This window comes from Vibrio ostreae (assembly GCF_019226825.1).
GTDB classification, from domain to species: Bacteria; Pseudomonadota; Gammaproteobacteria; order Enterobacterales; family Vibrionaceae; genus Vibrio; species Vibrio ostreae.
The window spans coordinates 2,608,769-2,633,305 of record NZ_CP076643.1 but is presented as its reverse complement, the minus strand read 5'-3'; the positions used below and the strand labels follow the sequence as shown (position 1 = coordinate 2,633,305).

Annotated in this window: 19 protein-coding genes and 3 pseudogenes; 11 read left to right on the top strand and 11 right to left on the bottom strand. The window is 49.0% G+C overall.

Going from position 1 to position 24,537, the window contains the following annotated elements; all coding sequences use genetic code 11:
- Positions 1-44 precede the first annotated feature (44 nt).
- A complete protein-coding gene (gene rarD / locus KNV97_RS18225) occupies positions 45-977 on the bottom strand; it encodes an EamA family transporter RarD (protein ID WP_136487229.1) in 933 nt (310 codons plus the stop codon).
- Positions 978-1,231: 254 nt separating this feature from the next.
- On the opposite strand from rarD, the pseudogene recQ reads away from it, so the two are divergent.
- Positions 1,232-3,066: pseudogene (gene recQ, locus KNV97_RS18220) on the top strand (ATP-dependent DNA helicase RecQ).
- Positions 3,059-3,361: a DUF3630 family protein gene (locus KNV97_RS18215; protein ID WP_218562532.1), complete on the top strand. Its 303-nt coding sequence runs from the start codon at positions 3,059-3,061 to the stop codon at positions 3,359-3,361. Before recQ ends, KNV97_RS18215 begins: the two are co-directional and overlap by 8 nt.
- A 137-nt stretch (positions 3,362-3,498) precedes the next feature.
- On the opposite strand, the pseudogene KNV97_RS18210 reads toward KNV97_RS18215, so the two are convergent.
- A pseudogene (locus tag KNV97_RS18210) lies at positions 3,499-5,329 on the bottom strand (ABC transporter ATP-binding protein).
- Positions 5,330-5,487: 158 nt separating this feature from the next.
- Here KNV97_RS18210 and KNV97_RS18205 point away from each other — a divergent pair.
- The 4 genes from KNV97_RS18205 to KNV97_RS18190 all read left to right on the top strand — a co-directional run bounded on the left by KNV97_RS18205 (position 5,488) and on the right by KNV97_RS18190 (position 11,530).
- Positions 5,488-6,273: an ABC transporter ATP-binding protein gene (locus tag KNV97_RS18205; protein ID WP_136487225.1), complete on the top strand. Its 786-nt coding sequence runs from the start codon at positions 5,488-5,490 to the stop codon at positions 6,271-6,273.
- On the top strand, positions 6,264-7,193 hold the full coding sequence (locus KNV97_RS18200; RefSeq protein WP_218562531.1) for an iron-siderophore ABC transporter substrate-binding protein: 930 nt from the start codon (positions 6,264-6,266) through the stop codon (positions 7,191-7,193). The genes KNV97_RS18205 and KNV97_RS18200 overlap by 10 nt, the downstream gene beginning before the upstream one ends.
- Positions 7,190-9,163 (top strand): Fe(3+)-hydroxamate ABC transporter permease FhuB, encoded by a 1,974-nt coding sequence (gene fhuB, locus KNV97_RS18195; RefSeq protein ID WP_218562530.1) that lies wholly within the window; start codon positions 7,190-7,192, stop codon positions 9,161-9,163. Before KNV97_RS18200 ends, fhuB begins: the two co-directional genes overlap by 4 nt.
- A 162-nt stretch (positions 9,164-9,325) precedes the next feature.
- Positions 9,326-11,530: a TonB-dependent receptor gene (locus tag KNV97_RS18190; protein WP_218562529.1), complete on the top strand. Its 2,205-nt coding sequence runs from the start codon at positions 9,326-9,328 to the stop codon at positions 11,528-11,530.
- Between the two features lie 107 nt (positions 11,531-11,637).
- Here KNV97_RS18190 and KNV97_RS18185 read toward each other — a convergent pair.
- From KNV97_RS18185 to KNV97_RS18165, 5 genes and pseudogenes are all read right to left on the bottom strand, one after another.
- Positions 11,638-11,907, bottom strand: a pseudogene (locus KNV97_RS18185) (YqhA family protein); the annotation flags it as partial.
- A gap of 54 nt (positions 11,908-11,961) precedes the next feature.
- Positions 11,962-12,450 (bottom strand): TIGR00645 family protein, encoded by a 489-nt coding sequence (locus KNV97_RS18180; protein WP_136487221.1) that lies wholly within the window; start codon positions 12,448-12,450, stop codon positions 11,962-11,964.
- 422 nt (positions 12,451-12,872) lie between these two features.
- A complete protein-coding gene (locus KNV97_RS18175) occupies positions 12,873-13,835 on the bottom strand; it encodes a transposase (protein ID WP_218562528.1) in 963 nt (320 codons plus the stop codon).
- Between the two features lie 365 nt (positions 13,836-14,200).
- Complete coding sequence (locus tag KNV97_RS18170; protein WP_218562527.1) at positions 14,201-15,280, bottom strand: glycosyltransferase family 9 protein; 1,080 nt, start codon at positions 15,278-15,280, stop codon at positions 14,201-14,203.
- A gap of 920 nt (positions 15,281-16,200) precedes the next feature.
- On the bottom strand, positions 16,201-17,085 hold the full coding sequence (locus KNV97_RS18165; RefSeq protein WP_218562526.1) for a hypothetical protein: 885 nt from the start codon (positions 17,083-17,085) through the stop codon (positions 16,201-16,203).
- 548 nt (positions 17,086-17,633) lie between these two features.
- Between KNV97_RS18165 and KNV97_RS18160 the strand changes: the two genes are divergently transcribed.
- The 5 genes from KNV97_RS18160 (at position 17,634) to KNV97_RS18140 (ending at position 20,493) form a co-directional block, all read left to right on the top strand.
- The gene (locus KNV97_RS18160) at positions 17,634-18,311 is read left to right on the top strand and encodes an inovirus Gp2 family protein (RefSeq protein WP_218562525.1); all 678 of its coding nucleotides are present in this window, start codon (positions 17,634-17,636) and stop codon (positions 18,309-18,311) included.
- Positions 18,312-18,372: 61 nt separating this feature from the next.
- Positions 18,373-19,047, top strand: coding sequence for an inovirus Gp2 family protein (locus KNV97_RS18155; RefSeq protein ID WP_218562524.1), 675 nt, complete (start codon positions 18,373-18,375; stop codon positions 19,045-19,047).
- 52 nt (positions 19,048-19,099) lie between these two features.
- The gene (locus tag KNV97_RS18150; protein ID WP_005496780.1) at positions 19,100-19,699 is read left to right on the top strand and encodes an inovirus Gp2 family protein; all 600 of its coding nucleotides are present in this window, start codon (positions 19,100-19,102) and stop codon (positions 19,697-19,699) included.
- Between the two features lie 68 nt (positions 19,700-19,767).
- On the top strand, positions 19,768-19,968 hold the full coding sequence (locus KNV97_RS18145) for an AlpA family transcriptional regulator (RefSeq protein ID WP_001211743.1): 201 nt from the start codon (positions 19,768-19,770) through the stop codon (positions 19,966-19,968).
- 78 nt (positions 19,969-20,046) lie between these two features.
- The gene (locus KNV97_RS18140; protein WP_218562523.1) at positions 20,047-20,493 is read left to right on the top strand and encodes a ribonuclease HI; all 447 of its coding nucleotides are present in this window, start codon (positions 20,047-20,049) and stop codon (positions 20,491-20,493) included.
- Between the two features lie 214 nt (positions 20,494-20,707).
- On the opposite strand, the gene KNV97_RS18135 is transcribed toward KNV97_RS18140, so the two are convergent.
- The 4 genes from KNV97_RS18135 to KNV97_RS18120 all read right to left on the bottom strand — a co-directional run bounded on the left by KNV97_RS18135 (position 20,708) and on the right by KNV97_RS18120 (position 24,520).
- On the bottom strand, positions 20,708-21,415 hold the full coding sequence (locus KNV97_RS18135; RefSeq protein WP_218562522.1) for a DUF2290 domain-containing protein: 708 nt from the start codon (positions 21,413-21,415) through the stop codon (positions 20,708-20,710).
- Positions 21,415-23,505 (bottom strand): DEAD/DEAH box helicase, encoded by a 2,091-nt coding sequence (locus KNV97_RS18130; protein WP_029823999.1) that lies wholly within the window; start codon positions 23,503-23,505, stop codon positions 21,415-21,417. Before KNV97_RS18130 ends, KNV97_RS18135 begins: the two co-directional genes overlap by 1 nt.
- A gap of 380 nt (positions 23,506-23,885) precedes the next feature.
- Complete coding sequence (locus tag KNV97_RS18125; protein WP_218562521.1) at positions 23,886-24,113, bottom strand: hypothetical protein; 228 nt, start codon at positions 24,111-24,113, stop codon at positions 23,886-23,888.
- A 47-nt stretch (positions 24,114-24,160) separates the two neighbouring features.
- A complete protein-coding gene (locus tag KNV97_RS18120; RefSeq protein WP_218562520.1) occupies positions 24,161-24,520 on the bottom strand; it encodes a hypothetical protein in 360 nt (119 codons plus the stop codon).
- Positions 24,521-24,537 lie beyond the last annotated feature (17 nt).

Sequence of the window (24,537 nt, the reverse complement as noted above, 5' to 3'; positions counted from 1 at the left end):
TAACGGGGCGGAATGAGATTGTCTTGTAAAAAACGATCACGGTTTTACTTGAGTGCCGCCTGCTGTGCGCTGCGCACCATCGCGTTCTGGCGGCGGCGTTGGCCGAGACCGTCCCAGGTGAAAATCAGCAGCGCGCTCCAGATAAAGGCGAAGGTAATCGCTTTATCGGCACTGAACGCTTCGCCATAGATAAGCACTGCCAGCACAAACATCAGGCTCGGGCCGATGTACTGGAAAAAGCCCAGCGTCGACAGTTTGAGTCGCGTCGCCGCGCCAGTGAAACAGAGCAGCGGCAGGGTGGTGATCACTCCGGCGGCGATGAGCAGCGCATTGATGTGCCAGTCGTTGAGCAGCATAGAGCTGGTCGGCGAATCGGCAAACCAGGCCAGATAAAGCAGCGCTACCGGCACCAGCAGCAGGGTTTCGATAAACAGGCCGCTCAGCGCGTCGACGCCGACTTTTTTGCGCAGCAGACCGTACACGGCAAAAGTGATGGCCAGCACGAATGCCACGATTGGCAGAGAGCCGAACACCACCAGCTGAATCGCGACCCCAATCACCGCCAGCAGCACGGCAAACCACTGCAGTTTGCGCAGCCGTTCACCGAGAAACAGCATGCCGAGCACGATATTAATCAGCGGGTTAATGTAGTAACCCAGGCTGGCATCCAGCATGTGATTGGCGTTAATCGCCCAGATAAAGGTCAGCCAGTTCGCACCGATCAGCAGCGCGGTGACCAGCAGAAAACCGACTTTTTTCGGCGTGCGCAGTACACTCAGCACGCCGCGCCATTGTTTGCTGAAGTGGAGCAGGGCGGCGAGCAGAAAGAACGACCACACCACTCGGTGACTCAGTACTTCTAATGCCGCTACCGAACTCACGGTTTTAAAGTAGATCGGCGCAATTCCCCACATAATGTAGGCAGCCAGCGCCAGGAAGACGCCTTTGCGGACTTCCTGTTGTTGTTCAAATGTCATTGTTAATGTCTCGTTTAAGAGCGCCATCCCGGTCCGGCGCGACACCGCCCCGGCACAGGAGGCGATTTACCCGCCAGTATACCGTGTAAACCATGTCGATGTGCACTCAAGCTTGGCGGCACAACGCAATTACTTTGCCGATAGCGGTTTAATTCACCGCCAAAGGTCACTACAATATCCGGCTGCTTACTGCCTCGCTCAGCGCCGGCAGTCATCTTTATTGCTAATTCATCTGTTCATCATCGAGAGCCTGCATGACCGCCACTTTAATCGCAGAACAATCCGACGCCTTGCCCGAGCCGCAGCAAATCCTGCGTGATGTGTTTGGCTACCAGACTTTCCGCGTTGGCCAGCAGGAAGTGATCGACGCGGCAGTATCCGGCAACGACTCACTGGTGATCATGCCGACCGGTGGGGGAAATCCTTGTGCTACCAGATCCCGGCCCTGGCACGGGAAGGGGTGACGGTGGTGATTTCACCGCTGATTTCGCTGATGAAAGACCAGGTCGACCAGCTCAAGGCCAACGGTGTGTCGGCGGAGTGTGTCAACTCGACCCAGACCCGCGACGCGCTGATCTCTATTTATAACCGGGTACATGCCGGGCAGATTAAACTGCTGTATGTCTCGCCGGAGCGGGTTCTGACCCAGGACTTTATCGAACGGCTGCGTAATCTGCCGCTGGCAATGATTGCGGTCGATGAAGCGCACTGTATTTCCCAGTGGGGACACGATTTCCGCCCGGAATACGCCGCACTCGGCCAGCTCAAACAGCAGTTCCCGCACGTGCCGTTTATGGCTCTGACCGCGACCGCGGATGATGCGACGCGCAGTGATATTCTGCACCGCCTTAATCTGACTGACCCGCACATTTATCTGGGCAGTTTCGACCGGCCGAACATTCGCTACACCCTGATGGAAAAGCACAAGCCGGTGTCGCAGGTGATCCGTTATCTCGGTACGCAAAAAGGTCAGTGCGGCATTATCTATTGCGGCAGTCGCAAAAAAGTTGAAATGCTGACCGAGAAGCTGTGCAACAACCACATCCGCGCTGCCGGGTATCATGCCGGGATGGACGTCGACGAGCGCGCCTATGTGCAGGATGCGTTTCAGAAGGATGACATCCAGATCGTGGTCGCCACCGTGGCGTTCGGTATGGGCATCAACAAACCCAACGTACGCTTTGTGGTCCACTTTGATATTCCGCGCAACATCGAATCCTACTATCAGGAAACCGGCCGCGCCGGGCGCGATAGCCTGCCGGCGGAAGCGTTGATGTTGTATGACCCGGCTGATATTGCCTGGCTGCGCCGCATGCTGGATGAAAAGCCGGACGGCGCGCAGAAACAGGTCGAAACCCACAAGCTGACGGCCATGAGTAGTTTTGCCGAAGCGCAGACCTGCCGCCGTCAGGTACTGCTCAACTATTTTGGTGAATATCGTGACAAGCCATGTGGCAACTGCGATGTGTGCCTCGATCCGCCCAAGCATTTCGATGCCACAGAAGAGGCGCGCAAAGCGTTGTCGTGTGTGTACCGGGTCAACCAGAGCTTTGGTATCGGCTATGTGGTTGAAGTGTTGCGTGGGATGCAGAATATCCGTATCCGCGAGCAGGGCCACGATAAACTGTCGACTTACGGCCTGGGTCGCGATCACAGCCACGATTACTGGGTGAGTATTTTCCGTCAGCTGATCCATAAAGGACTGCTGCATCAGAATATTACCCGTAATTCGACCCTGCAGCTGACCGAAGAGGCACGCCCGCTGCTGCGCGGCGATATGTCAATTGAGCTGGCAGTGCCGCGTCTGGACACTGCGGTACGTGCCGCTAAAGCGGATAAGCTGTCGAGCAAGAATTACGATAAGGCGCTGTTTGCCAAACTGCGTAAGCTGCGTAAATCAATCGCCGATGAAGAAGGCCTGCCACCGTACGTGGTGTTCAGTGATGCAACGCTGATTGATATGGCGGAAATTCTGCCGACGTCGTACGGAGAAATGCTGGCAGTCAACGGCGTGGGGCAGCGTAAACTGGATAAATACGCCGACCCGTTTTTGGACTTAATTCAGGAGCATCTGACTTATCATGGCTGAGTTTGGCTTAACGCAATACCTTGCCGCAGAGGGGCGCATTATTGTTGCCGCGCCGGGGTTTGATTATGACTCGTTTCCGCCGCTGGGCGAGCGCCTGGTGGCCGGACTGTCGGCGCGCATCATCGAAAAGCAGAGTGATGCCGATCTGCATTCGTGGCTGATTGATTTTGAAGGGTGTCAGTTGATGCTGCGCGCGGAACACTACAGTGAAAGTGTGTGGCTGGAAGCACTGGGTCAGGGGCTGGCGGATGAGGAGTTGGCCTTTATCGCCACGCTGCTGCAACGCGGCATCTGAACGATGCGTTTTTAATGAACGCGTTATTTCTTAATCAACGATTTGTTTTTCAATCAATGATTGCTCCCGGTATTCGTCGGCCAGCCTGATAAAAGCCCCTGGCGGGGCTTTTTGCGTTTTAGTGTGCGGATATGAGTTTACACTTCGCCGATAAAACCACCGGTCTGGTGCGCCCACAGCTGGGCATAGACGCCGTTCTTCTCCAGCAACTGCTGATGCGAACCCTGTTCGATAATCCGGCCTTTATCCATCACGATCAGGCGATCCATGGCGGCAATGGTCGACAGGCGGTGGGCAATGGCAATCACCGTCTTGTTGTCCATCAGTTGATCCAGATTATCCTGAATCGCCGCTTCGACTTCTGAGTCGAGTGCCGAAGTGGCTTCATCCATGATCAGGATCGGTGCGTCCTTGAGCAGCACGCGCGCAATCGCGATGCGCTGGCGCTGGCCGCCGGACAGCTTCACGCCGCGTTCACCCACCTGCACGTCATAACCGCTGTGGCCGCTTTCATCTTTCAGCAGTTCGATAAAATCGTGCGCTTCGGCCTGGCGGCTGGCATGCATCAGCGCGTCTTCATTGGCGTGCGGATTGCCGTACAGGATGTTTTCCCGAATCGAACGGTGCAGCAGCGAGGTATCCTGCGTGATCATGCCAATCTGCTGGCGCAGCGACTGCTGGGTGACCTGACTGATATCCTGACCGTCAATTTCAATTTTGCCCGCATTGAGTTCATAAAAGCGCAGCAGCAGATTGACCAGCGTGGATTTGCCCGCGCCGGAGCGGCCAACGATCCCGACTTTTTCGCCCGGTTTAAGGTGCAGATCGAGCGCTGTAAATACCGCTTCCTGCTCGTTGTAGCGAAAATCGACCTGGCGGAAGCGAATCTCACCCTGAGAAACCGTCAGTGGTTTGGCCTGATGGCTGTCCTCGATTTCGATGTCGTTGGCGATGGTGTTCATGCTGTCGATCACCATGCCGATACTTTCAAACATGCCGCGGATTTCCCACATGATCCACTTCGACATGCCCTGCAGACGCAGCGCAATGCTGATACCAATCGCAATCACCCCCCACAGTCACACTCTCGGCCAGCCAGAGCTGAATGGCCAGTGCCGCCATGGAGAACAGCAGCAGATAGTTTATCAGGTCTACGCTGTACAGCAGGCTGGTCAGGGTGCGCATCTGCTGGTACACAGTGGCGAGATACGCTTTCATGCCCTGTTTGGCATATTCAGTTTCCCGCTCGGAATGCGAGAACAATTTCACCGTACTGATGTTGGTGTAGGTATCAACAATGCCACCGGTCATGGAAGACTGGGCGTTGGCCTGCTCGGTGGAGATGCGTTTCAGACGCGGAATAAACAGCACCTGAATCAGTACGTACAGACAAAGCCAAGCCAGGATTGGCAGTACCAAGACGTCGTCGGCGCTGGCAATCATCACCAGCATTGAGACGAAATAGACCGAAATATACACCGACAGATCGACCAGCTTCATCACCACTTCGCGTACCGATTGTGCGCTCTGCATCACCTTGGTCGCGACCCGGCCGGCAAAATCTCGCTGGAAAAAACCGACACTCTGCTTGAGCAGGTAACGGTGCACCAGCCAGCGAATCGACATCGGATAATTGCCAAGGATGGCCTGATGGAGCAGGTTGGAGTGGACGAAAGCCAGGATCGGCATTACCACCACTACCAGCAGGGCCATCGACAGCAGGGTGTCGCCGTTGTCGGCCCAGAAATTGGCGCGCGAGCTGTTGCTGAGCATATCAACCAGTTCGCCCATGTAGCGCACCAGCGTCACCTCAGCGATCGCCACACAGGCGCTAAGCAGTGACATGATGAACAGCGGTTTTTCAAAGCCGCGGGTGTAGTAACGGCAGAAGCCAAACAGAGTTTTGGGCGGTTTCTGCGGATCGTGATCCGGAAACGCGTCGGTAAGATTTTCAAACCAGTGAAACATGAGGTTGACCTTGCTTGTCGGCAGTAGTTGCAATTTGAATGGGGTTACTGACTTTTCATCGAGTAAATAATCAGTAAAATGGCGGAGTGGTATAGTAATGATAATTAAAATGGTTCTCAATAACCTTTAGGTGTGTGCGAGAGCCGGGAGGTAACCCAATGTTCACCCTATCTGGCGTGGAGATGGTACGCGGCGGCCGCACGATTCTTGCGATTGATCAGTTATGCATCCCCACCAATGAGCTGACGGTGGTACTGGGCCACAACGGTTCCGGTAAATCTACCCTGGTCAGTTTGCTGTCCGGTCAGCAGGCTCCTGACAGCGGCACGGTGCAGCTTGACGCTGTGTCGCTGGCTTCGCTGGGCAGTAAAACGCTGGCTAAAAAAGTCGCCTTTCTGCCGCAGAAACTCCCGGCCAGTGCCGGGCTGACGGTGCGCGAGCTGGTGCGCCTGGGCCGTTTTCCTTGGCGTGGCGCGCTGGGATTCTGGCGTCAGCAGGATAATGACATGATAGCCGCGGCGATGGAAAAAACCGGCGTGGCTGCCTTTGCTGACAGCTATGTGGATGAACTGTCCGGTGGTGAACGCCAGCGTGCCTGGGTGGCGATGCTGCTGGCGCAGGAGTCGCCGGTGTTGATCCTCGATGAACCGACCTCGGCACTCGATGTGCAGCACCAGTACCAGCTCATGGCTCTACTGGCCGAGCTTAATCAGCAGCAGGGCTGCGGTATTATCGTGATTCTGCACGACCTCAATCTGGCGCTGCGCTATGCCACCCACATTGTGGCTCTCAAACAAGGGCGTATCGCTTTTGACGGCCCGGCTGCCGGTCTGGCTGATGAGCAGCGTCTGTCTGAACTGTACCAAACTCCGATTCGTCTGATTGATCACCCGGGTGATACTGATCAGGCTACTACTAATAAGGTCGCTATCGTATGTGCCTGATGTCGAAATGTAAGAAAATGCTTGGGGTGCTGGGCCTGCTGGTCAGTGCGTCGTCCTCTGCCTGGGCTGAGATTCAGGTCAGCGATTCTCTCGGTGAACATACTTTGCCCGCCGTGCCGCAGCGCGCGGCGGTGCTGAACTGGGATGTGCTGGAGCAGGTGATTGAACTCGGTATCACTCCGATTGCGGTCACCGATGCTGACGCTTATCGCGACTGGGTGGTCAAGCCGGCGATTCCGGACTCGGCGCAGAATGTTGGTACGCGCGGCGAGCCGAACCTGGAAAAAATTGCCGCGCTCAAGCCGGATATTATTCTGATCAGCGACGCGCAGCGTGATCTCAAACCACGTCTGGAGCAGATAGCCCCGGTGCTGCTGTACACCAACTTCAGTAAAGATGACAAGCAGGCGGAAGTGGCGATCAAACAGTTTCGCCAACTGGCGCAGCTGTTTGCTAAGCAAGAGCTGGCGGAACACAAGCTGGCCCAGATGCAGCAACGCTTTCAGCAGTTGAGTGATCAGCTCAAAGCGCACTTTGGCGGCTCGTTGCCGCAGGCGCTGGTGATGCGCTTTGCGGATACCAAATCGACCTTTATCTATACCGAAGATTCGATGATTGACTATGTGCTGCATCAGCTCGGTATGAAGCAGGCGCTGGTCGAACCGCCAGCACAATGGGGCATAGTGCAAAAGCCGATCAGCGATCTGCGGGTAATTCAGCAAGGTTATGTGTTGTATATCAAGCCGTTTAATGAAGAGCAAAAACTGAAAAAATCGGTGTTGTGGAAGGCGCTGCCGTTTGTGCGTTCCCACCGGGTCAATTCGGTTGAATCGGTATGGAGTTATGGCGGTGCGATGTCACTGCAGTATGCCGCTGAGGCGATTGCGGCCAGCCTGCTGGCAATGGAACCGGAGTCATGAGCTGGCGACACCTCACTCCGGTAACCATGCTGCTGGTGGCCGCCGCACTGGCCAGCCTGCAGTTCAATCAAACGCTCGGCTTTACGATGCAGTGGCGTTTAATCGGCGACCCGCAGCTGGCGCAGTCATTTGATGATTTCAATTTTGCCTATGCCCAGTTGCCGCGTCTGGTGATTACCTTGCTGGTCGGAGCCGTGCTCGGCCTGGTCGGTAGCCTGATGCAGCAACTGACTCAGAACTCGCTGACCTCACCGCTGACCATGGGCACCTCATCCGGCGCCTGGCTGGCGCTGATCATCCTTAACATCTGGTGGCCGCAGGCGATTGCCGATTACAGCGCGTTGGCGGCCATGACCGGTGCTTTGCTGGCATTTGGTCTGATTGTGCTGATTGCCGGACTGGATAATATGACCGGCCTGCCGCTGGTGATTGCCGGTATGGTGATCAATATCATGCTGGGGGCGATAGCCGGTGCCATTATTCTGCTCCATCAGGACTACGCCCAGAATGTGTTTATGTGGGGCGCCGGCGACCTGGCGCAAAATGGCTGGGAGCAGATTGAATGGCTGCTGCCGCGCCTGACTCCATTGCTGATACTGTTGCTGATTGCGCCACGGATTCTGACTCTATTGCGTCTTGGCCATCAGGGCGCTCAGGCGCGCGGGTTGCCGGTGATTCCGGCCTTCTTCCTGTTGATGGCTCTCGGGATCTGGCTGGTGTCGGCCTCGATTACCGTGGTCGGCTTGATTGGCTTTATCGGCCTGCTGACCCCCAACATTGTCCGTGCACTGGGCGCACGCACGCCGCGCATCGAGCTGGTGGCCAGCCTGGTGTGCGGCGCATTATTGCTGCTGGCGACCGATGTGCTGGCACAATGGCTCAGTGTCTGGGCCGGTCAGGTGGTGCCAAGCGGGGTGACCGCTGCAGCGATTGGCGCGCCGGCGCTGATCTGGTTCAGCCGTCGTAAGCTCAAAGCGCAGGACGGAATAGCGGTGGCATTGCCTGGCTCACGGCCGCGTATTTCATGGCCTATGCCGGTCTCGATTGCCCTGCTGATGCTGCTTGGCGCTGCCTTATATATCGGTTATCAGCCACAGCAGAGTGGGCTGACACTGGCCTGGCCAAACGAGTTCCAGTGGGCTCTGCGCTGGCCGCGCATGGTGACCGCGCTGTTTACCGGTATTGGTCTGGCGCTGGCCGGTAGCATACTGCAGCGCCTGATTTACAACCCGCTCGCCAGCCCGGATATTCTCGGCGTGTCGGCCGGTGCCACGTTTGCACTGGTTTTCTCCAGCTTGTTTCTCGGACAGTCGCTGCAATCTACTCAATGGGGCACGGCTCTGGTCGGCAGTATGGCGGTATTGCTGGTGCTGATTGTGCTGGGGCGTAAACACCAGTTTGCGCCATCGAGCGTGATTCTGACCGGGATTGCCATGACCGCACTGCTGCAGGCATTGGTGCAGTTCTGTCTCGCCAAAGGCAATCAGGACAGCTACAAAATTCTGCAGTGGCTGGCCGGGTCAACCTACCGGGTGACCGCAGAGCAGGCGTTGTTGCTGGCTGCGCTGGTGGCAGCCATGCTGATACTGAGCCTGATGAGCAGCCGCGCGCTGACGCTGATCTCGATCAGCCGCTCTTTTGCCCAGGCACGTGGGCTGAGCAGTTCGCTGACTTCGCTCGGTTTACTGGTGCTGGTGGCCATGTTGTGCGCGGTAGTCACGGCGACCATGGGGCCGGTGTCATTTGTTGGTCTGATTGCGCCACATCTGGCGCGCATGCTCGGTGCCCAGCAGACCAAAGCACAGCTGCTGCTCGCCAGCCTGATTGGCGGTACCACCATGTTATGGTCCGACTGGCTGGGGCAGGTGGTGCTGTATCCGAACCAAATAGCGGCGGGTACGCTGGTCGCCATTCTCGGCGCGCTCTATTTTCTTGCTCTGCTGGTGTTCAACCGTCTGACGCGCCGTTAACCTTGCCGTCTTTAACAGGGGATCGCGCTCAGATCCCCTCTTTTCCTGACATTTTTATTGCTTCGCGCTGGTTGATATCTTATTGCCATTGCAAATCGTTCTCATTGGCAATATCATTCCTTAAAAATTAATGATTAGTCTATTAATACAGCAGGGGTATTTATGAAATCGTTCCGTCTCACTCCGGTCGGACTTGGCGTGATTGCCGCGTTAACCATAGGGCAAGCCAGCTACGCTCTGGCAGACACAGCTGTCGGGGACACACACCTTAACCAAACCTCTACTTCTAACGAGGACACACACCCTGACGAAGTGGTCACCATTGTTGGTTCACAAGTTGATCTGGGTGGTGAGTACCAGGGTGGGCAAGTAGCGCGTTCCGGCCGGGCGGGTATTCTCGGCAATCAGGATTTCATGGATATGCCATTTTCATCAACGCATTACACCTCACAACTGATGGCTAACCAGCAGGCAAAAAGTGTCGGTGATGCGCTGAAAAATGACCCGACGGTACGTCAGTCGGTCGGCTTTGGTAACTTCCAGGAACTGTACATGATTCGTGGTTTCCCGGTTTATTCCGACGATATGACCCTGAACGGCGTGTACGGCATTCTACCGCGTCAGTATGTGGCAGCAGAAATGCTGGAACGGGTCGAAGTGTTCCGTGGTGCCAACACTTTTGTGAATGGTGCGGCGCCGGGCGGCAGTGCGATTGGCGGTTCGGTTAACCTGGTACCGAAGCGCGCCGGCAGCGAACCGCTGACCCGCGTCACGGTTGGTACTCAGTCCGGTGGTCAGGGTTATGGCGCGCTGGATCTGGGGCGTCGTTTTGGTGACAACCAGGAGAATGGCCTGCGTGTCAATCTGGTTGCCCGCGGCGGTAATGATGCCGTTGATGATCAGGATACCCAGCTTGGTATGCTGAGCCTGGGCTTTGATCATCAGGGCGAGAACTTCCGTATGTCGGCGGATGCCGGTTATCAGGATCATCATATTGATTCACCGCGCCCGAGTGTGACGCCGGGTGGTGCGATCCCGCCATTGCCAAGCAGCGATGCTAACTATGCTCAGGACTGGACATACACGGATGAGAAGCAGCTGTTTGGTGTGGTGCGGGCAGAATACGACTTCAGCAGCCAGACGAGCGGCTGGCTTGCAGCGGGCATGCGCCGCGGCAAAGAGCATAACCTGCTGGCTAACCCGACCGCTGACGGTAATGGTAATCTGACCGCGTATCTGTTTGAAAACGTGCGTGAAGATACCGTGATGTCAGCCGACAGCGGGGTAAGACACGAATTTACTACCGGCAGTATTGGTCATACTGTTGTGCTATCCGGCTCACTGTATCAGTCGCGTTCGAAAAACGCGTATGTGATGTCAGCGACGACCAGCGTCGGCTCTTTGGATGATTACACCCAGATCAGCCAGCCAGCCGGTGCATGGCTTGGTGGCAGCCTGAGTGATCCGATTGAAACGGAACGTGTAACTTACAGCAGTGCGGCGGCGGTGGATACGTTGTCGTTGTTTGATGACCAGGTCAAACTGATGCTGGGCGCGCGTCTGCAAAGGATAGAAACCAAGAGTTTTGATTACGGTACTGGTGCAGAAAATGGCGCTTACAGCAAAACGGCCCTGACTCCGTCAGTGGGGGTGGTGTATCAGCCAACCCTGGATGTCTCTCTGTATGCCAACTATGCTGAAGCACTGTTACCGGGCGAGATAGCACCAGCTTCAAATACCAGCGGCGCAGTGGCGAACCAAGGTGAAGTATTCAAACCTAACCGTTCAGAGCAGTATGAAGTCGGTGTTAAGTACGATACCGGCAGCTACGGCGCGGTGGTCAGCCTGTTTGAAATCAGCAAACCGACATACATGTACGACAGCAACAACAGCTATACCGATAACGGTGAGCAGCGTCACCGTGGGATTGAGCTGTCAGCGTTTGGTGAGCCAATCGAGCGCGTAAGAGTACTGGGTGGTGTGACTCTGCTTGATGCTGAAATTGTGAAAAGTGATTCAGAATCGCAAGGTAAGAAAGCGATCGGCGTACCGAAAGTGCAGGCTAACCTGAACCTGGAATGGGCGACTCCGTTTGTGGAAGGCCTGACTCTGGAAGGTCGTACCCTGTATACTGGTGCACAATACATGAGTTCTGACAATTCACTGGAACTGCCGTCCTGGACCCGCTTTGATCTCGGTGCCCGCTATGGTATGCAAGTCGGAGATAACGTACTGACACTGCGTGCCCGGGTCGATAACGTGACCGACAAAAACTACTGGGCATCTGCCGGTGGTTACCCGGGCAGCAACTACCTGGTGCAGGGATCACCGCGCACGGTCGTACTGTCAGCCAGCTACGATTTCTGATACCAGAAAAACAAAAAACCAGCCGAGGCTGGTTTTTTTATAACGAAGATAATTTATAACGAGGACACACGCCCTTAATTCTCTTCGAAGGACACACACCTTAACCGTTACTTTTTGGTGATTTTATCTAGATAGCCCATCGCAAACGCTGAGACAACAAAGGTGACATGTAGCAGCAGGTACCATTTGATTTTTTCACCGTCGATCTGTTCGGTATTCATAAACACTTTCAGTAGATGGATCGATGAAATCGCAACAATAGACGCAGATACCTTGTTTTTCAGCGAACTTGTGTCAAGTTTTCCCAGCCAGCCGAGTTTGTCATCGTTCTCATCCAGATCGATTTTAGAGACGAAGTTTTCGTAACCGGAAAACATTTATAACGAGGACACACGCCCTTAATTCTCTTCGAAGGACACACACCTTAACTGTTACTTTTTGGTGATTTTATCTAGATAGCCCATCGCAAACGCTGAGACAACAAAGGTGACATGCAGCAGCAGGTACCATTTGATTTTTTCACCGTCGATCTGTTCGGTATTCATAAACACTTTCAGTAGATGGATCGATGAAATCGCAACAATAGACGCAGATACCTTGTTTTTCAGCGAACTTGTGTCAAGTTTTCCCAGCCATCCGAGTTTGTCATCGTTCTCATCCAGATCGATTTTAGAGACGAAGTTTTCGTAACCGGAAAACATCACCATCACAATCAGGCCGCCGACTAGAGAGATATCAATCAGCGATAAGGAAATCAAAATCAGATCGACTTCCTTAATGGTGAAAATCACCGGAATGAGATGAAACACCTCCTGAAAAAATTTGATACCCAGAGCAGCCAGGACCAAACTCAGGCCGAGATAAATTGGCGCCATAATCCAGCGCGACGAATAAAGAAGTTTTTCGACAATATTTTCCATAATGACAAGCTGCTTATTAGATTAAAGAGAGCAGAGCCGCATTGCTCTGCTGCCGGATATTACTCTGCTTTTCAGTTGCTTGGCTATAATCATCGTTTATGAAACAAGGTTAAATTGTGTCAAATCATAGGTGGCTTTTTAACGGGGACACACACCTTCACTGCATTTCTAATGGGAACACATGATTTACAACAGCCTGATTTAGTTTTTAGTCATTTATGTATGAGGAAATGAGATCCTGGAACGGTGTGTGTCCTTCTAAGGATCGTCATACTCGCGATAGGTTAACCGTTTATCTGAGTCGCAGCAGGATTATGGACTACGCTGGGATTCTTTATCCTGATCGGTAAGATCATAAGTAATCAGACGAGATTATCTTTACCGACAGGTTATTCGAAGGCATATGACGAAAAGAGGAGGGACTAGGATATATGAATGGCGAGCAGGCGTTTACGTTTTAGTTTCGATTTGGCATGTATTAAATGGGTGCTGGAACCTATCCAAACTCGAGCATGTTGCTCCAGATTGCGGCAAAGTTGTACGCATTCTTGTTGAGGCAGTGATAAGCGTTTAAGAATGGCAGGTTGAGTTGGTTGAATGCGACCTGCTTTGTCCGTCCGAAATTGTCGGCCAATCCAGTCTACCAGTTCAATATAATCAATGAGCCGAAATGGAATACCATAGGTGTCTCCCTGAGACTGGTAACCGACAAAATCGGCGAGCGGGCTTGCGGTGCTTTTTTCTTGCTCTAGTTTGGAGATCCGCCTTTTTATTGAGGTGTGCTCTGATTGCTCCGGAGTTTCTGCAAGCTTGGCTCGCACGGGATTGAGGTCTACATACGCCATCGCCGCCAACAAAGCTTTCTCATCCAGAAGAGCCTGGGACTTAAAGCGTCCTTCCCAAAAGCGACCCGTACAGTTATCTTCTTTATTGGCTTGTAACGCTATGTTGTAGTTCAGTTCTTTCATGAACCAGCTCAGTGAGCAAAGCCGATCTCGCCAAGTTTCTATCAGGCTAAGACAACATTCCCATTCAGCCTGGCCAGTCAGCTGGCCATCCAGATAACGTTGTATGATGCTCGGAATCGTATGTTCGGCTGCCCAGCGTTCGATGATCTCTTCCCGCGAAAGCGCTTGCGCGGCTTCTTTATCGATGAATGCGACCAGGTGATAGTGGTTACTCATGACGGCATAAGCACAGATTCGAATACAGAATATGGTGGCAAGAGAGAGAATTTTTTGTTCCACCCAATCACGACGGTGCTCGAATGACTTGCCGGTCAGTTTATCTTGCCCGCACAGATAAGAGCGCCTGACACAGCGTGATACGCAGTGATAATACGGTGTGACATCAGGGCAAATCAGTTTGCTTCTGGCTGTGGTCATGTTGTTTCTCTGCCGCGAAAAGATGTATTAAGGATGGCGGAGATGATCGGAAAGTGCAGCTTTTCTGCACCGGATTCAGAGTGACTGCAAATAACCAGATGTCGTTTGCAGTCACTCAAGTATTAGACAATGAGGCGTTGGAACGGGGAGGGCGTTGGAACGGGGAGTGTCCTTTTAAAATTCTGCTAATGTCCTTGCTGCTCAGAGTGTTGCCGCTTTGAATGTACGGTGTGTGTCCTGCTAATGGGCTCTGCTAATGGGCTTCTGCTAATGGGCTCTAACTCGCTTCCAAACTCGTGAAATTTCTCTTATAAAATTTCATCGTTCTAAATACGGTGTGTGTCCTGCTAATAATGTGGCTAATGTCACGCACATGCGGCGGGCTTGTGTTCACTCAGGAAGTTTTGTAACTGTTCCAAAACCAGTTCTGGTGCAAGTGAGGCCAGGGTGTTTTTGCCAATCAGCAGGCATGTGTTATCGGCTAGCGGGTCGCAGTTAGCGCGCCAGGCTTCGTCGGAACGCATAATGAAAGTCGTAATGCCAAGTGCTGAAGAAATATGACCGATCGACGTATCTGTGGTCAGCACCAAAGACATCTCGCGAATCAAATCGCCGGCCTGGCTGATAGAGCCTGAGGCGAGATAAGAGATGCGATCCTGATGGGGATAATCGGCCAGTTTCTGGCGCACATCGGGCAAATCAAACACACACACCTTGATATCCAGGCTTTCGAGCTGAGTCAGAATCGAGCATGCCTGTTCACTGCTCAGAGTGTTGCCGCTTTGTGTGCCACAAGGATTAAACAGCAAACGCTCGCCGGCCGGCAGCACTTTGCCCCAGCCGCTTTTCTGGTGTGGCAGATTAAGGTCATACTCCATCTTGTGCGGGATTTCACCGCCCAATGCCGGGACAATGCTCATCATGCGGCGGGTGAAGTGCGGAGTGTGTTCATAGTCAGCACCGATAGTCCGGTCGAAAATTCCAAGCGCAACCGGGTCGATTTGTTTTTTCTCAATCAGACGTTGTGCAAAAGGCAGGCTGAGTTTCTCGGCAGCGTGCAAACGATGAATCCGCCACAAAGCGACCCAGTGAATCCGCTCTTCCAGATAGACGATTTTATCAAATTGCTGTGAATACAATTCGTTGCGGGCCGCGCGTTGTGACCATGCCCGGTGTGGCTTAAGGCTGAGGTCTACTTGCCAGCAACGCTGGATTGCCGGATGGTAGCGGATAATGTCCTGATTGCGCGAACTGCACAAGACTTCAAGCTGCCAGTCAGGATGTGCTTTCTTAAGGGCTGTGAACAGTGGCGCGGTCATCACCATATCACCGATGGCATTATAAGGAATGATCAGAACGCGAGGTTTTTCGGCGGTGACTTCTAAACCAGGTTTCGATTTGCCAGTTAAACGGATACACCATTTAAACAAGAGTTTAAACAACATAACAACAACATCTCCGAGACAAAATCAAACGATCAAATCTATTGATACAATTCGTTTTAATCAACAGGGTTAAGGAAAGGGCCGGATGGCAGGCATTCAAGATGGTGGCCGCCGTATGCCGCGGACTCGGATAGCTCATCAGACAATTTGACCTGCCAGGCGATTATAAGTTCGGGGGATTCAATGCGGTTGTATTTATATTGAGACATTAGTAACTCAAGGCCTAATGTGACGTGATAGCTACACTCTTTGCATTTTTCGACGCCTTCTTGGTCCTATTATACTCATGTTGCATATGGTTTCATCTGCTTATTTAAGACGAATGGTAATTATTTCATCCAGCTAGCTGGATTGAAAAGATCAAAAAACCCTGCCAGGCAGGGTTTTGCAATCGGTTTATTTACGGCTGAAACTTTATTCAATATTCTGAATCTGTTCGTTGAGTGTTTATTTTTTATTTTTTAAAAACAGTAATTTATGTTTTTTGTTTTGTGTGTTTCAGGATCTTACTACCCAATATACTACCCAGTTGGTTTAAATCATCGCGTTTTTACATTAACAATAGTTTTACTTTTGATGATTGAGTCTTCCAGTGCTAATCTAGGTAATATCACATTTTTTACGTACTGTCTTGAGATTCAGCCCCCAGCCTTTGTCTACTACTGCGAATAGAGATGTCGCCGCATTTAACAGTTGGTGGATATCTAATGATTTACACATTATCCGTATAAGTTACCATTTAGGTAGATTTTGGTATGACATAAATGTAAATGATATTCATTTTTATTGACGTGTGGGTGTGGATAATCTTTGCACTCCAAGGTAAATCTATTGCCTTTGACGGATGTTAACCCTCTAGTACGATCTGTAAGATTTAGCAAGAAAACATACACTAATACAGGAATGTTTCATCTGTGTTTCTAGAGCAAAATGCGATAAGCGTGGACTTTAACTGCATCATCCACTTGTGGATCTCTTACCAGTTTCAACAGATTCACTTTCAGCGTGTATAGCTGGTTTTGGTACCAGAAAAATCCCTCCTTACCATAAAGATAATAGTCAATGCTTGAAGTATTTGAGCTTTCATCTTTAGATGTATAGATGGACTCTTTTTTGGCGATGATACTCATTCTTTTTTGGTAATTTTTCTCACGATGAGTCGCCTTTTCTCCAGATTCTTCTTTTGTCTTATCCTCTACGAATAAAGATGTAAAAGTGAATAGAAATGTCCTTGTAGGTTCAATGAAGCACGGTAGAGTTACGCTGTCGATATCTGCTCTTTTCTTATGGAAAATGATTAGCTCCATCTTTACGAGCGATTTTATACAGTCAGTGATCTTTCGGCTATTGGTCCCTAAGCGAGCAGCGAGCCATTTTATACCTCTCGGAATACCTCCAAACTCAAATACATAGTTTTCCGCTATCAGGAAACACAGGCTAATCAGGGTTGATTTACGTTGCTGCCCAATGTCGTCTCTCTGTTCGAAAAAGTTGTAGATGTTTTTATATTCAACAAGATCTTTTGAGATAACATTTGAGCGAAACTTAGACTCGCTCAATGGACAAGAAGGAAGCAGGTAAGTATCAGCATAAGGAGTGAAGTATGGCAGTATTGACTTCAGTTCATGCCAATCTTTCATCATCAAATAACGAATAGGAGAGTAGGATTTCCTATCGATCTTTTCTTCTTTTGAATACCCTCCAGAAAACAAAATATATCCGCCTTCCCTATCGTACGGATTGATGAAATTGTGTAGCTGATGAGTGTCATTCTTTTCCAGATTTAGGTTTTCACTTTCTTCCATTATAAGGACCTCTAGCCGTTGTTTGTCTAGAAGATTATATTATAAATTTAGTGTAGTCCGATTCATAATCAATAATATAGATAAAATGTTTTTTTCACTTTTTATGTGAGTAATCTCCAGAAGTAAAAACGTATGAACTGAAGTTTTTGACAATAAATGAGGATGCGTTGGGTTGTTTTAGCGTGATGGATTGCTGTTGAAGTCGTGGGCATTATGAGCTCTCTCTTCATTTACTAGCTCACGGATTGTCATTTAACTTGTAACTTACTTGGATTCGAGAATGAGGAGAGGACATCGATTTTTCACAGTTCAGTGCCTAGGTGTTGACGGTTAACTAGCACTTGCTCTTTTAGACGGATAGGAAATGTATACGTAGCAGTTTTTGCATTGTCTGTCTGGTTAGTATTATTACAGTCATATCTACCCTATCAATACACCCATTACATCGACATATTACCCTCTACTGAGTCACCATAGTGACTCACAGTACGCAATTAAAAATAACGACACAGACCTATCTATGAACCTAAACACCGGAGTAGATAGGAATGAATGTACGTTCTAGAAAAAACAAAAACCTCAGACTGACCAACAAGAAAACGTTTCTGGGTAGACCTATCCAGACCGAGCACGGTCCACTCTACATCGACTACTTAGAGAAAATGCACGATACGATTGATCTCGCATTGGGCGAGTATCCTCGGCTGATGGCTATTCGAGTGGATTTGAGGTTTCCTAAGCTAAGGAACAATGAAAAGAGCGGTAATGTCATGACCGACTTTCTACGCTCGTTACAGTCGCAGATTGATCACTCCGGAAAACGAAAGAAAAGAGAAGGGAGTAGAGTGCATCCCTGCAAAGTGCGGATTGCTTGGGTGAGGGAGCGCTCTAGCTCGATAAACGACCACTATCACCTAGTACTCATGTTCAACAAAGATAGATTTAACTGGTTGGGGAAAACTCAAACGCAACAGGAGAACTTAGGCTCTTTTATCGTAGAAGCATGGGCGAGGGTAGCAGGTGTCGACTATGAAGAAGCTAATGGATTAGTCCATTTTTCAAAGAGAAAGAATAGTGACAGTGTGGTCATCCACCGCTTGAATTGTAACTCTGATGACTTTGATGATGCGTTTGATGAGTTCTTCAAGCACATTAGCTATCTAGCAAAAGAGAATACTAAGCACTTTGGTAGCGGTAGACGAAATTTCGGTCATAGTCATAAGTAGCTTAAAAAGTAACGGTAGTACCAGTTCCTGTGGGAATCACAACAAACCACAGGAACCAATCATGATTCATCAACTCAACGAGGCTCATCAAAGAGTCCACACCATCACTCATGACCGAACCTTTAATGGAAAGCCACTCTACTACCACAAGGATGGTCTCGTTCTCGAATACCTAGAGAAGATCGACCGAGTGCTGACTGAAGCTCTAAATCAATATCCAAGAATCTATGCTGTTCACCTCAACCTAAACCTACCGAGTGACTCTGAGGGTGATTACCTAGCGGTGTTCGCCCATTTCTTTCGTATTTTAGAATCGGAGACTAATGAGCTCTGTAAGGACAAATACACGGGCAGAACTTATCAATATCAGCAAACGGCCATTCGCTATATCTGGGCTAAGGCGAATGAATCCACCAGCAAGCACCATCATCTTATCTTGCTCTTTGATAGGGATCTCTTTCAAAACTTCGGCACTGGACGAGAGGGTTGGGGGCGTTTTCTCTACAAAAAAGTGAGGAAGACATGGGATAGGGTGGTTGAAGCTTATTACAGCCAACCATGCTCTGGATTAGCCTACTCTCCTACGAATGAAGGTTTTGAGCTGTTGTCTGACGCTGAAGTGTTCCCGTTACAGTTAAACGAGTTTTTTTATCGAATCAGTCGTCTAGCGAAGCCCACTGCCAACCGGAACGCTCACCCCAACAAGAGCTTTGGTTGCAGTCACGACTCACCTTAAAAAATACAGAGCGAGTAATGCCTATGTCATTCACACACAAAAGGCGTTACTCATGGCGAATAGAACCTACCTCCCAAGCATTACCCTTGATAGAACTTTTGAAGATTACCCGCTGTATTACAGCGACAAGGGGTTATACGAATCAGCACTGACCTCAATGGTCGATGTTTTTGAACAGGCACTCAGTCAGTTTGACATCGCTCTTGCTACACGTTTGGACTTGTTTTTGCCAGAAGACCATCAAGATACCGACCTCAGTATCCTCAACGATTACTTTAATCTGCTTAAAGAAAAGCTTGATACGGATTCATTGTTTTATGTATGGCGTAAGCGGGAAGACAAGGTGCCATCCCACAACTATCGCGTGATGCTGTTTACTGACTATAGCCAGCACTTTGGTCCTGCTATTTGTTGGGACAAGCGCAATGAATTGGTCGGGCACCTTAAAACGGCTTGGCAAGAAGCGATAGAAAAGCACTACAGCGGCGAAGCGCGTTCATTGGTGTTTCTCAATGACCGCGGAAATTATGGGGTGGGGACTCGTTGTCGTAGCAAAGACGTCAACATAAAGAACACTGTCTTCCACCGCATGAGCAGTCTTGCTGAAGCGTGGGAAGAAAAGCGTTACTGCTTTGGCTCTAGCTTGGAATAGACCGACTGCATTTTTTTACAATGGCGGCTTATCCCATGGGTATACACAAAGTACAGGAGACAATTCCCATGAGATTTCTACGACTCAAAGAAGTGATGTCACTAACAGGGTTAGGCCGTTCAACCATCTACAAGTTTATGGCTGATGAAACCGACTTTCCGAAGAGTGTGCCACTCGGTGGACGAGCGGTAGCTTGGGTCGAAAGTGAAATAGAGGAATGGATGGAATCACGTCTGAGCATGCGAGACAACGCAGAATCCTTTCAGTAATACAAACATCAAATCACACCATCAACAGGGCGCTGGCTAAGTAAAGTCATGCGCCCTTTTTCAATTAGAGAGATAAAAATGAGCTATTCAATTTACGTAGACGGCGCTGCACCAAACAACCAACACGGATGTACACGAGGTGGCATTGGGCTGGTGGTGATGGATGAAGACAATGAGATTGTTCATGAAGAGAGCTTTACCATCAATCGAAAAACCGACAATGCTGAGCTGGAACTACTGGCCTTAATTGAAGCATTGGAATACGCAGAAGATGGGGATGTTATCTATTCGGACAGCGATTACTGTGTGAAAGGTTTCAACATCTGGATGGACGATTGGAAAGACCGAGGTTGGCGCCGTGCGGATAAGAAACCCGTCAAAAATCGTCACTTGTGGCAACAAGTAGATGTGTTGAGTTCTAGAAAGTATGTCGAGGTATTTAAGGTCAAAGCACATTCGGGTATTGAAGGGAATGAGAGAGCGGATTCGTTAGCGGTTGAAGCAGCGAGAAGCGATACAGATTGATGTATGTAAGACGGCTTGTTGGCACATGCCAACAAGCCTTTATTGCCTGTTATTTGCGTTTTTCTAGATAACATATATCTGAAGGTTGATGCGATATGGGAGAGAGGACGGGCATTAGACCAACCGCTCTCTTAGTAAGTTTTTGCTCCAAAATTGCTTAGAGCCAATGCTCGTCATGGATTATAAAAAAGGAGGTCAAGCGACCTCCCTATATTTATCCGATGTAAGCTCTGATTTCCTCGTGCTCGTTGCACCAAAGTTCATTGTCTATATGTACAATGGTCTCTAACCTCGATTTAACTTTGCTCTTCTCTTTGTCGGAAAGCATTCCTTCATTAAAAATACGCTTCCATTCTTTAGGATAGAAGGTGGATAGAATAAACATAGTAAATGAAAATGGCGTCATCTTTACTTTAACAGGTATTCTGGAGTTATTTTCAAAGCCTATATGTAAGTGGAATGCAGGGTGTGTTAGACGGCAATACTCATTTTTATCAAGACTCATGTCATACCTAACGGGGGTATAGGGGCTATACGTCGCCGTGCTGTCTACAAAATTTTGATATGCGATCGAAAATTCCGATGACGATAAGTACTGATTTTTATCATCTTCAGTGAATTCTTCGTCCCATATGTCTCCAAACTCTTCATGCAGAAAATCTTCACGAGTAGGTAATCGGAGAGGAGCCATTAAAAACCTGAAGCTATCTTCTTCATAAATGAGTAATGAGCCATCTGCGAGTACAAAATGATACCAATAGCTTTTTATATAGGTCTCCCATTGCTCTCTGTAGTTTTTTCCTCGCAGCTCCGCAACGTAGTTCTCAGGAAAATGAATCATGGGGTTGTATTGGTCTAGGATCCCCAGTTCATCTAAAACTCGCTTGGTTAGCTTTAACGATGCACCAGAACCAACGTCCATTATTTCTTCCCTTTTCTACCTTCGCTTTCAGCCAAGTATTCCTGCATTTTCTCAAAAGACCCGAACTTTGCTGCTAGCTGTTTTATGCTATCAATATCTTTTTGGCTAACTGACTCAGCCATCTGTAGATCATGTTCAATGTCCTGTCCCTCAAGCGCTGATGGGTATTTAAACTTAATGCTAGGAAGGTTGCCGATAGCAGTTTCTATCTCCCCAAAAAGCCCATCTACAATTTCTCCAACCCCCGTAATACAGATCCAACCCTTGGTTCGTGTTAAAGCTGTAAAGATAAGGTTTCTATTTCTTACATTAAGGTTGTAAGAGAGAAAATCAGTACCCATTAGGTAAACTGAATAAGCTTCGTTGCCTTTAGCTTTATGGATTGTACTTAGTGTAACTCGACCTTTAACGCGGAAGTCGCTTATTGAATACTTCTCCGCATGAATGTTATTCGTATAAATTTCATGCTCCGACAATATGTCAGTAAGTCGATTAAAATACCTTTTACATCTGTAGTCATCGGCACACATGACTAGAATATCTTCAGGCGATAACCCCTCGCTTCTAACATCATTTATGATGCGTCGAGCAACTTCATTAACCTCTGCATCCATGTTTGCAGCTTTATGCATTAAGATTAAGTTACGTGCCTCTTGGTCTGCCAGTGTTGGAGAATGACTTTCATCTCTCAATACATGAACATCTTCTTTCTCTTGAAAAGCCCCTTCATCTTTGCCAATGACCTGATATCCAAGCGACTTCCAGTGCTCCACGGTTTCGATTTTCTGAACTTGCTTACCGTAAACCCCAAGACCTACGCTATGAGCACAAACTAGCGTTGCTAGTGGTGTTCTATAACAAACGTTTAAGTATTTCTCTTTGATGAATTGTGTCCCATCATCATAGATCTGTGCAGCTGTAGGTACTTGGCTTTGAAAAATATTCTGAAAAACATCAGCACCAAATGTAGCTTGTTTGTTCTTCGCTAACTTAGTGCACAATCTCAAGAAGTACTTATTGTAATCTTGTGCTTCATCAACAAACACATAGTCGTAAATAGGGGAGATTTCTACATTATCAAGCAAGTCTTTACACGCAAATTCAAACGGATCCATATCGTGAGGTTTATATTTCATTGCCTCTGGATAAGTAAGGAATCGATGGTTAAATGCATTACAAGCTTCCCAATAAACGCCATCATTTGTGCGCCCACCCCAAGAGTGTTTAATTGCAACTCGATCTAGGTTGCTCAAGTCATCATCAAACTCTCGATAAAACCTTTGGATCAAACGTTGCACGTGTTGATAGAGGCTTTTTGTTGAAAAGGTATACAGTATTTTACTTTGTTCTGATTCTGCGCGGATTAACGTTATAGCCGCTTTCATTGCAAGTACTACCGTTTTACCTGATCCCGCAAGACCTCTTATCCTCTGAGGCCCAGATAGTGCAGGAATGTAGCCCTCTTGCTGATCTTTATCAAAAAGTAATATCTGCGACTCTATTTGACTAATTTTGGCAACTTTAGAATTTTCGTCAAAACCAGTTAGATTTCTATCTTCTGGCTTCCAAAGTCCTTTAGCTCCTTGAATCGTCGAGATACTTTCCAAGAAAACATTATCATCAATCGCAACTTCACTCTCGCTTATCATTTGCTCAACATCGTGGAAATTCAGAGCATGTACATTCTTCAACTCTATGGCTGCTAACTCTTCTTCCTCAAAATGAGGGGCATAAAGTAAGGTGCTAAATGGAACCTTAAGTTGATTGAAACCACTAGATAGACGTTTATTCCTAATTAGCCTCGCAAAAACGTTATTGGCAACTTCTAGAAGTTCATCATCTGCATGAGTCAACTTACCCTTACTGTACGAGTTCGCATCTGTCGTATGCAGAGACCAAATACCGTACTTTGAACTAACAAGGATAAGCTGCGAAATAATGAGGTTATCTTCACTCCCCTTATATAGAGGAAAGTCGACAAATAGCTGAGCGCCGTCAAGCTCCAAGGATGACTCGTTCAAACGCTTAACTAAGTCATCCAATATTGGAGTTGCTGTAAAATCATACCCCTCTGGGTTTATCTGTAACATGTGCTTTCCTAGATATAAAAAGATATAAGATGCATATAACCATCGAATATAACACTCATTCGAGATATAGGCATTACGCTCCTTCACACTTCACAATCCACATATCAGTCACGAATTTAAAGTATCCGTCCATGACCTGCTGAGTATTGAACGGATACCAAAGAACCACATATAGCGCTCCTCAACTCGGCCGAATTTGGCCATTTACCATGTCTGTAGTTATTCATGTTTTGCTAATGTTAGATTTTCCGAAACTGATTTGTGTCCAAAAACGAGTTTAGAAGGATGGCTTATTGATTGTGCAGCTTGTGCATAGCAGCAAAAAAAGAATGGGGAGCGTAATTGCTCCCCATTCTCGTCTTTCACCTTCGCAGGTGGTATTACTTTTCTTTGATGGCTTCACAGCCTTCAGGAACGGTGATGCTCGCTACGTCCTTACCTTCCTGCTGCGCCGCTTTCACATCCATTTTGTATTGAGTGCATTTGCCTACATTGACGTTCACGGCTCCCGAATCTGCGGATGGGTTACCACCCAGTGTTCCACCAGCAAAGGCGGAAGAAGAAGATAAAACTAACGCTGTCGCGATGAGTCGAGTTGACTTGCTCATAGTTGATCCTTACGAGTTGGTTGAGTGTGTTATTGAGGAATTGGAAATTAAAAGGTGTAGATGAAGGTGCCTGCACTGGAAGTGACTTCGATTTCTTTCACGCTGTCCACGGTGCAGTTGTTGCTATATCCGGTATAGGTTTCACCGAACTTCAATTGAACATTTCTAGATAGTTCAGAGGTCGTGCCTACGGGTAGGCGGCAGTTGCCTCGATTGATGACCACACCGGTTATTACTGTGCTGTCTGTGATAGCTTGAATATCAAAGACCAGTGTTCCCCAATGAGGGTTGCTGGATATAGATACTTCAACATCGGCGGTAACGGTTTGCGCTGCATCTTGCTCGCTGCAAGCCGTAATACTGAATAGCAATAGGGCCATCATGATGGTTCGAATTAGAGTGTTCATGGGTATCTCTCCATATT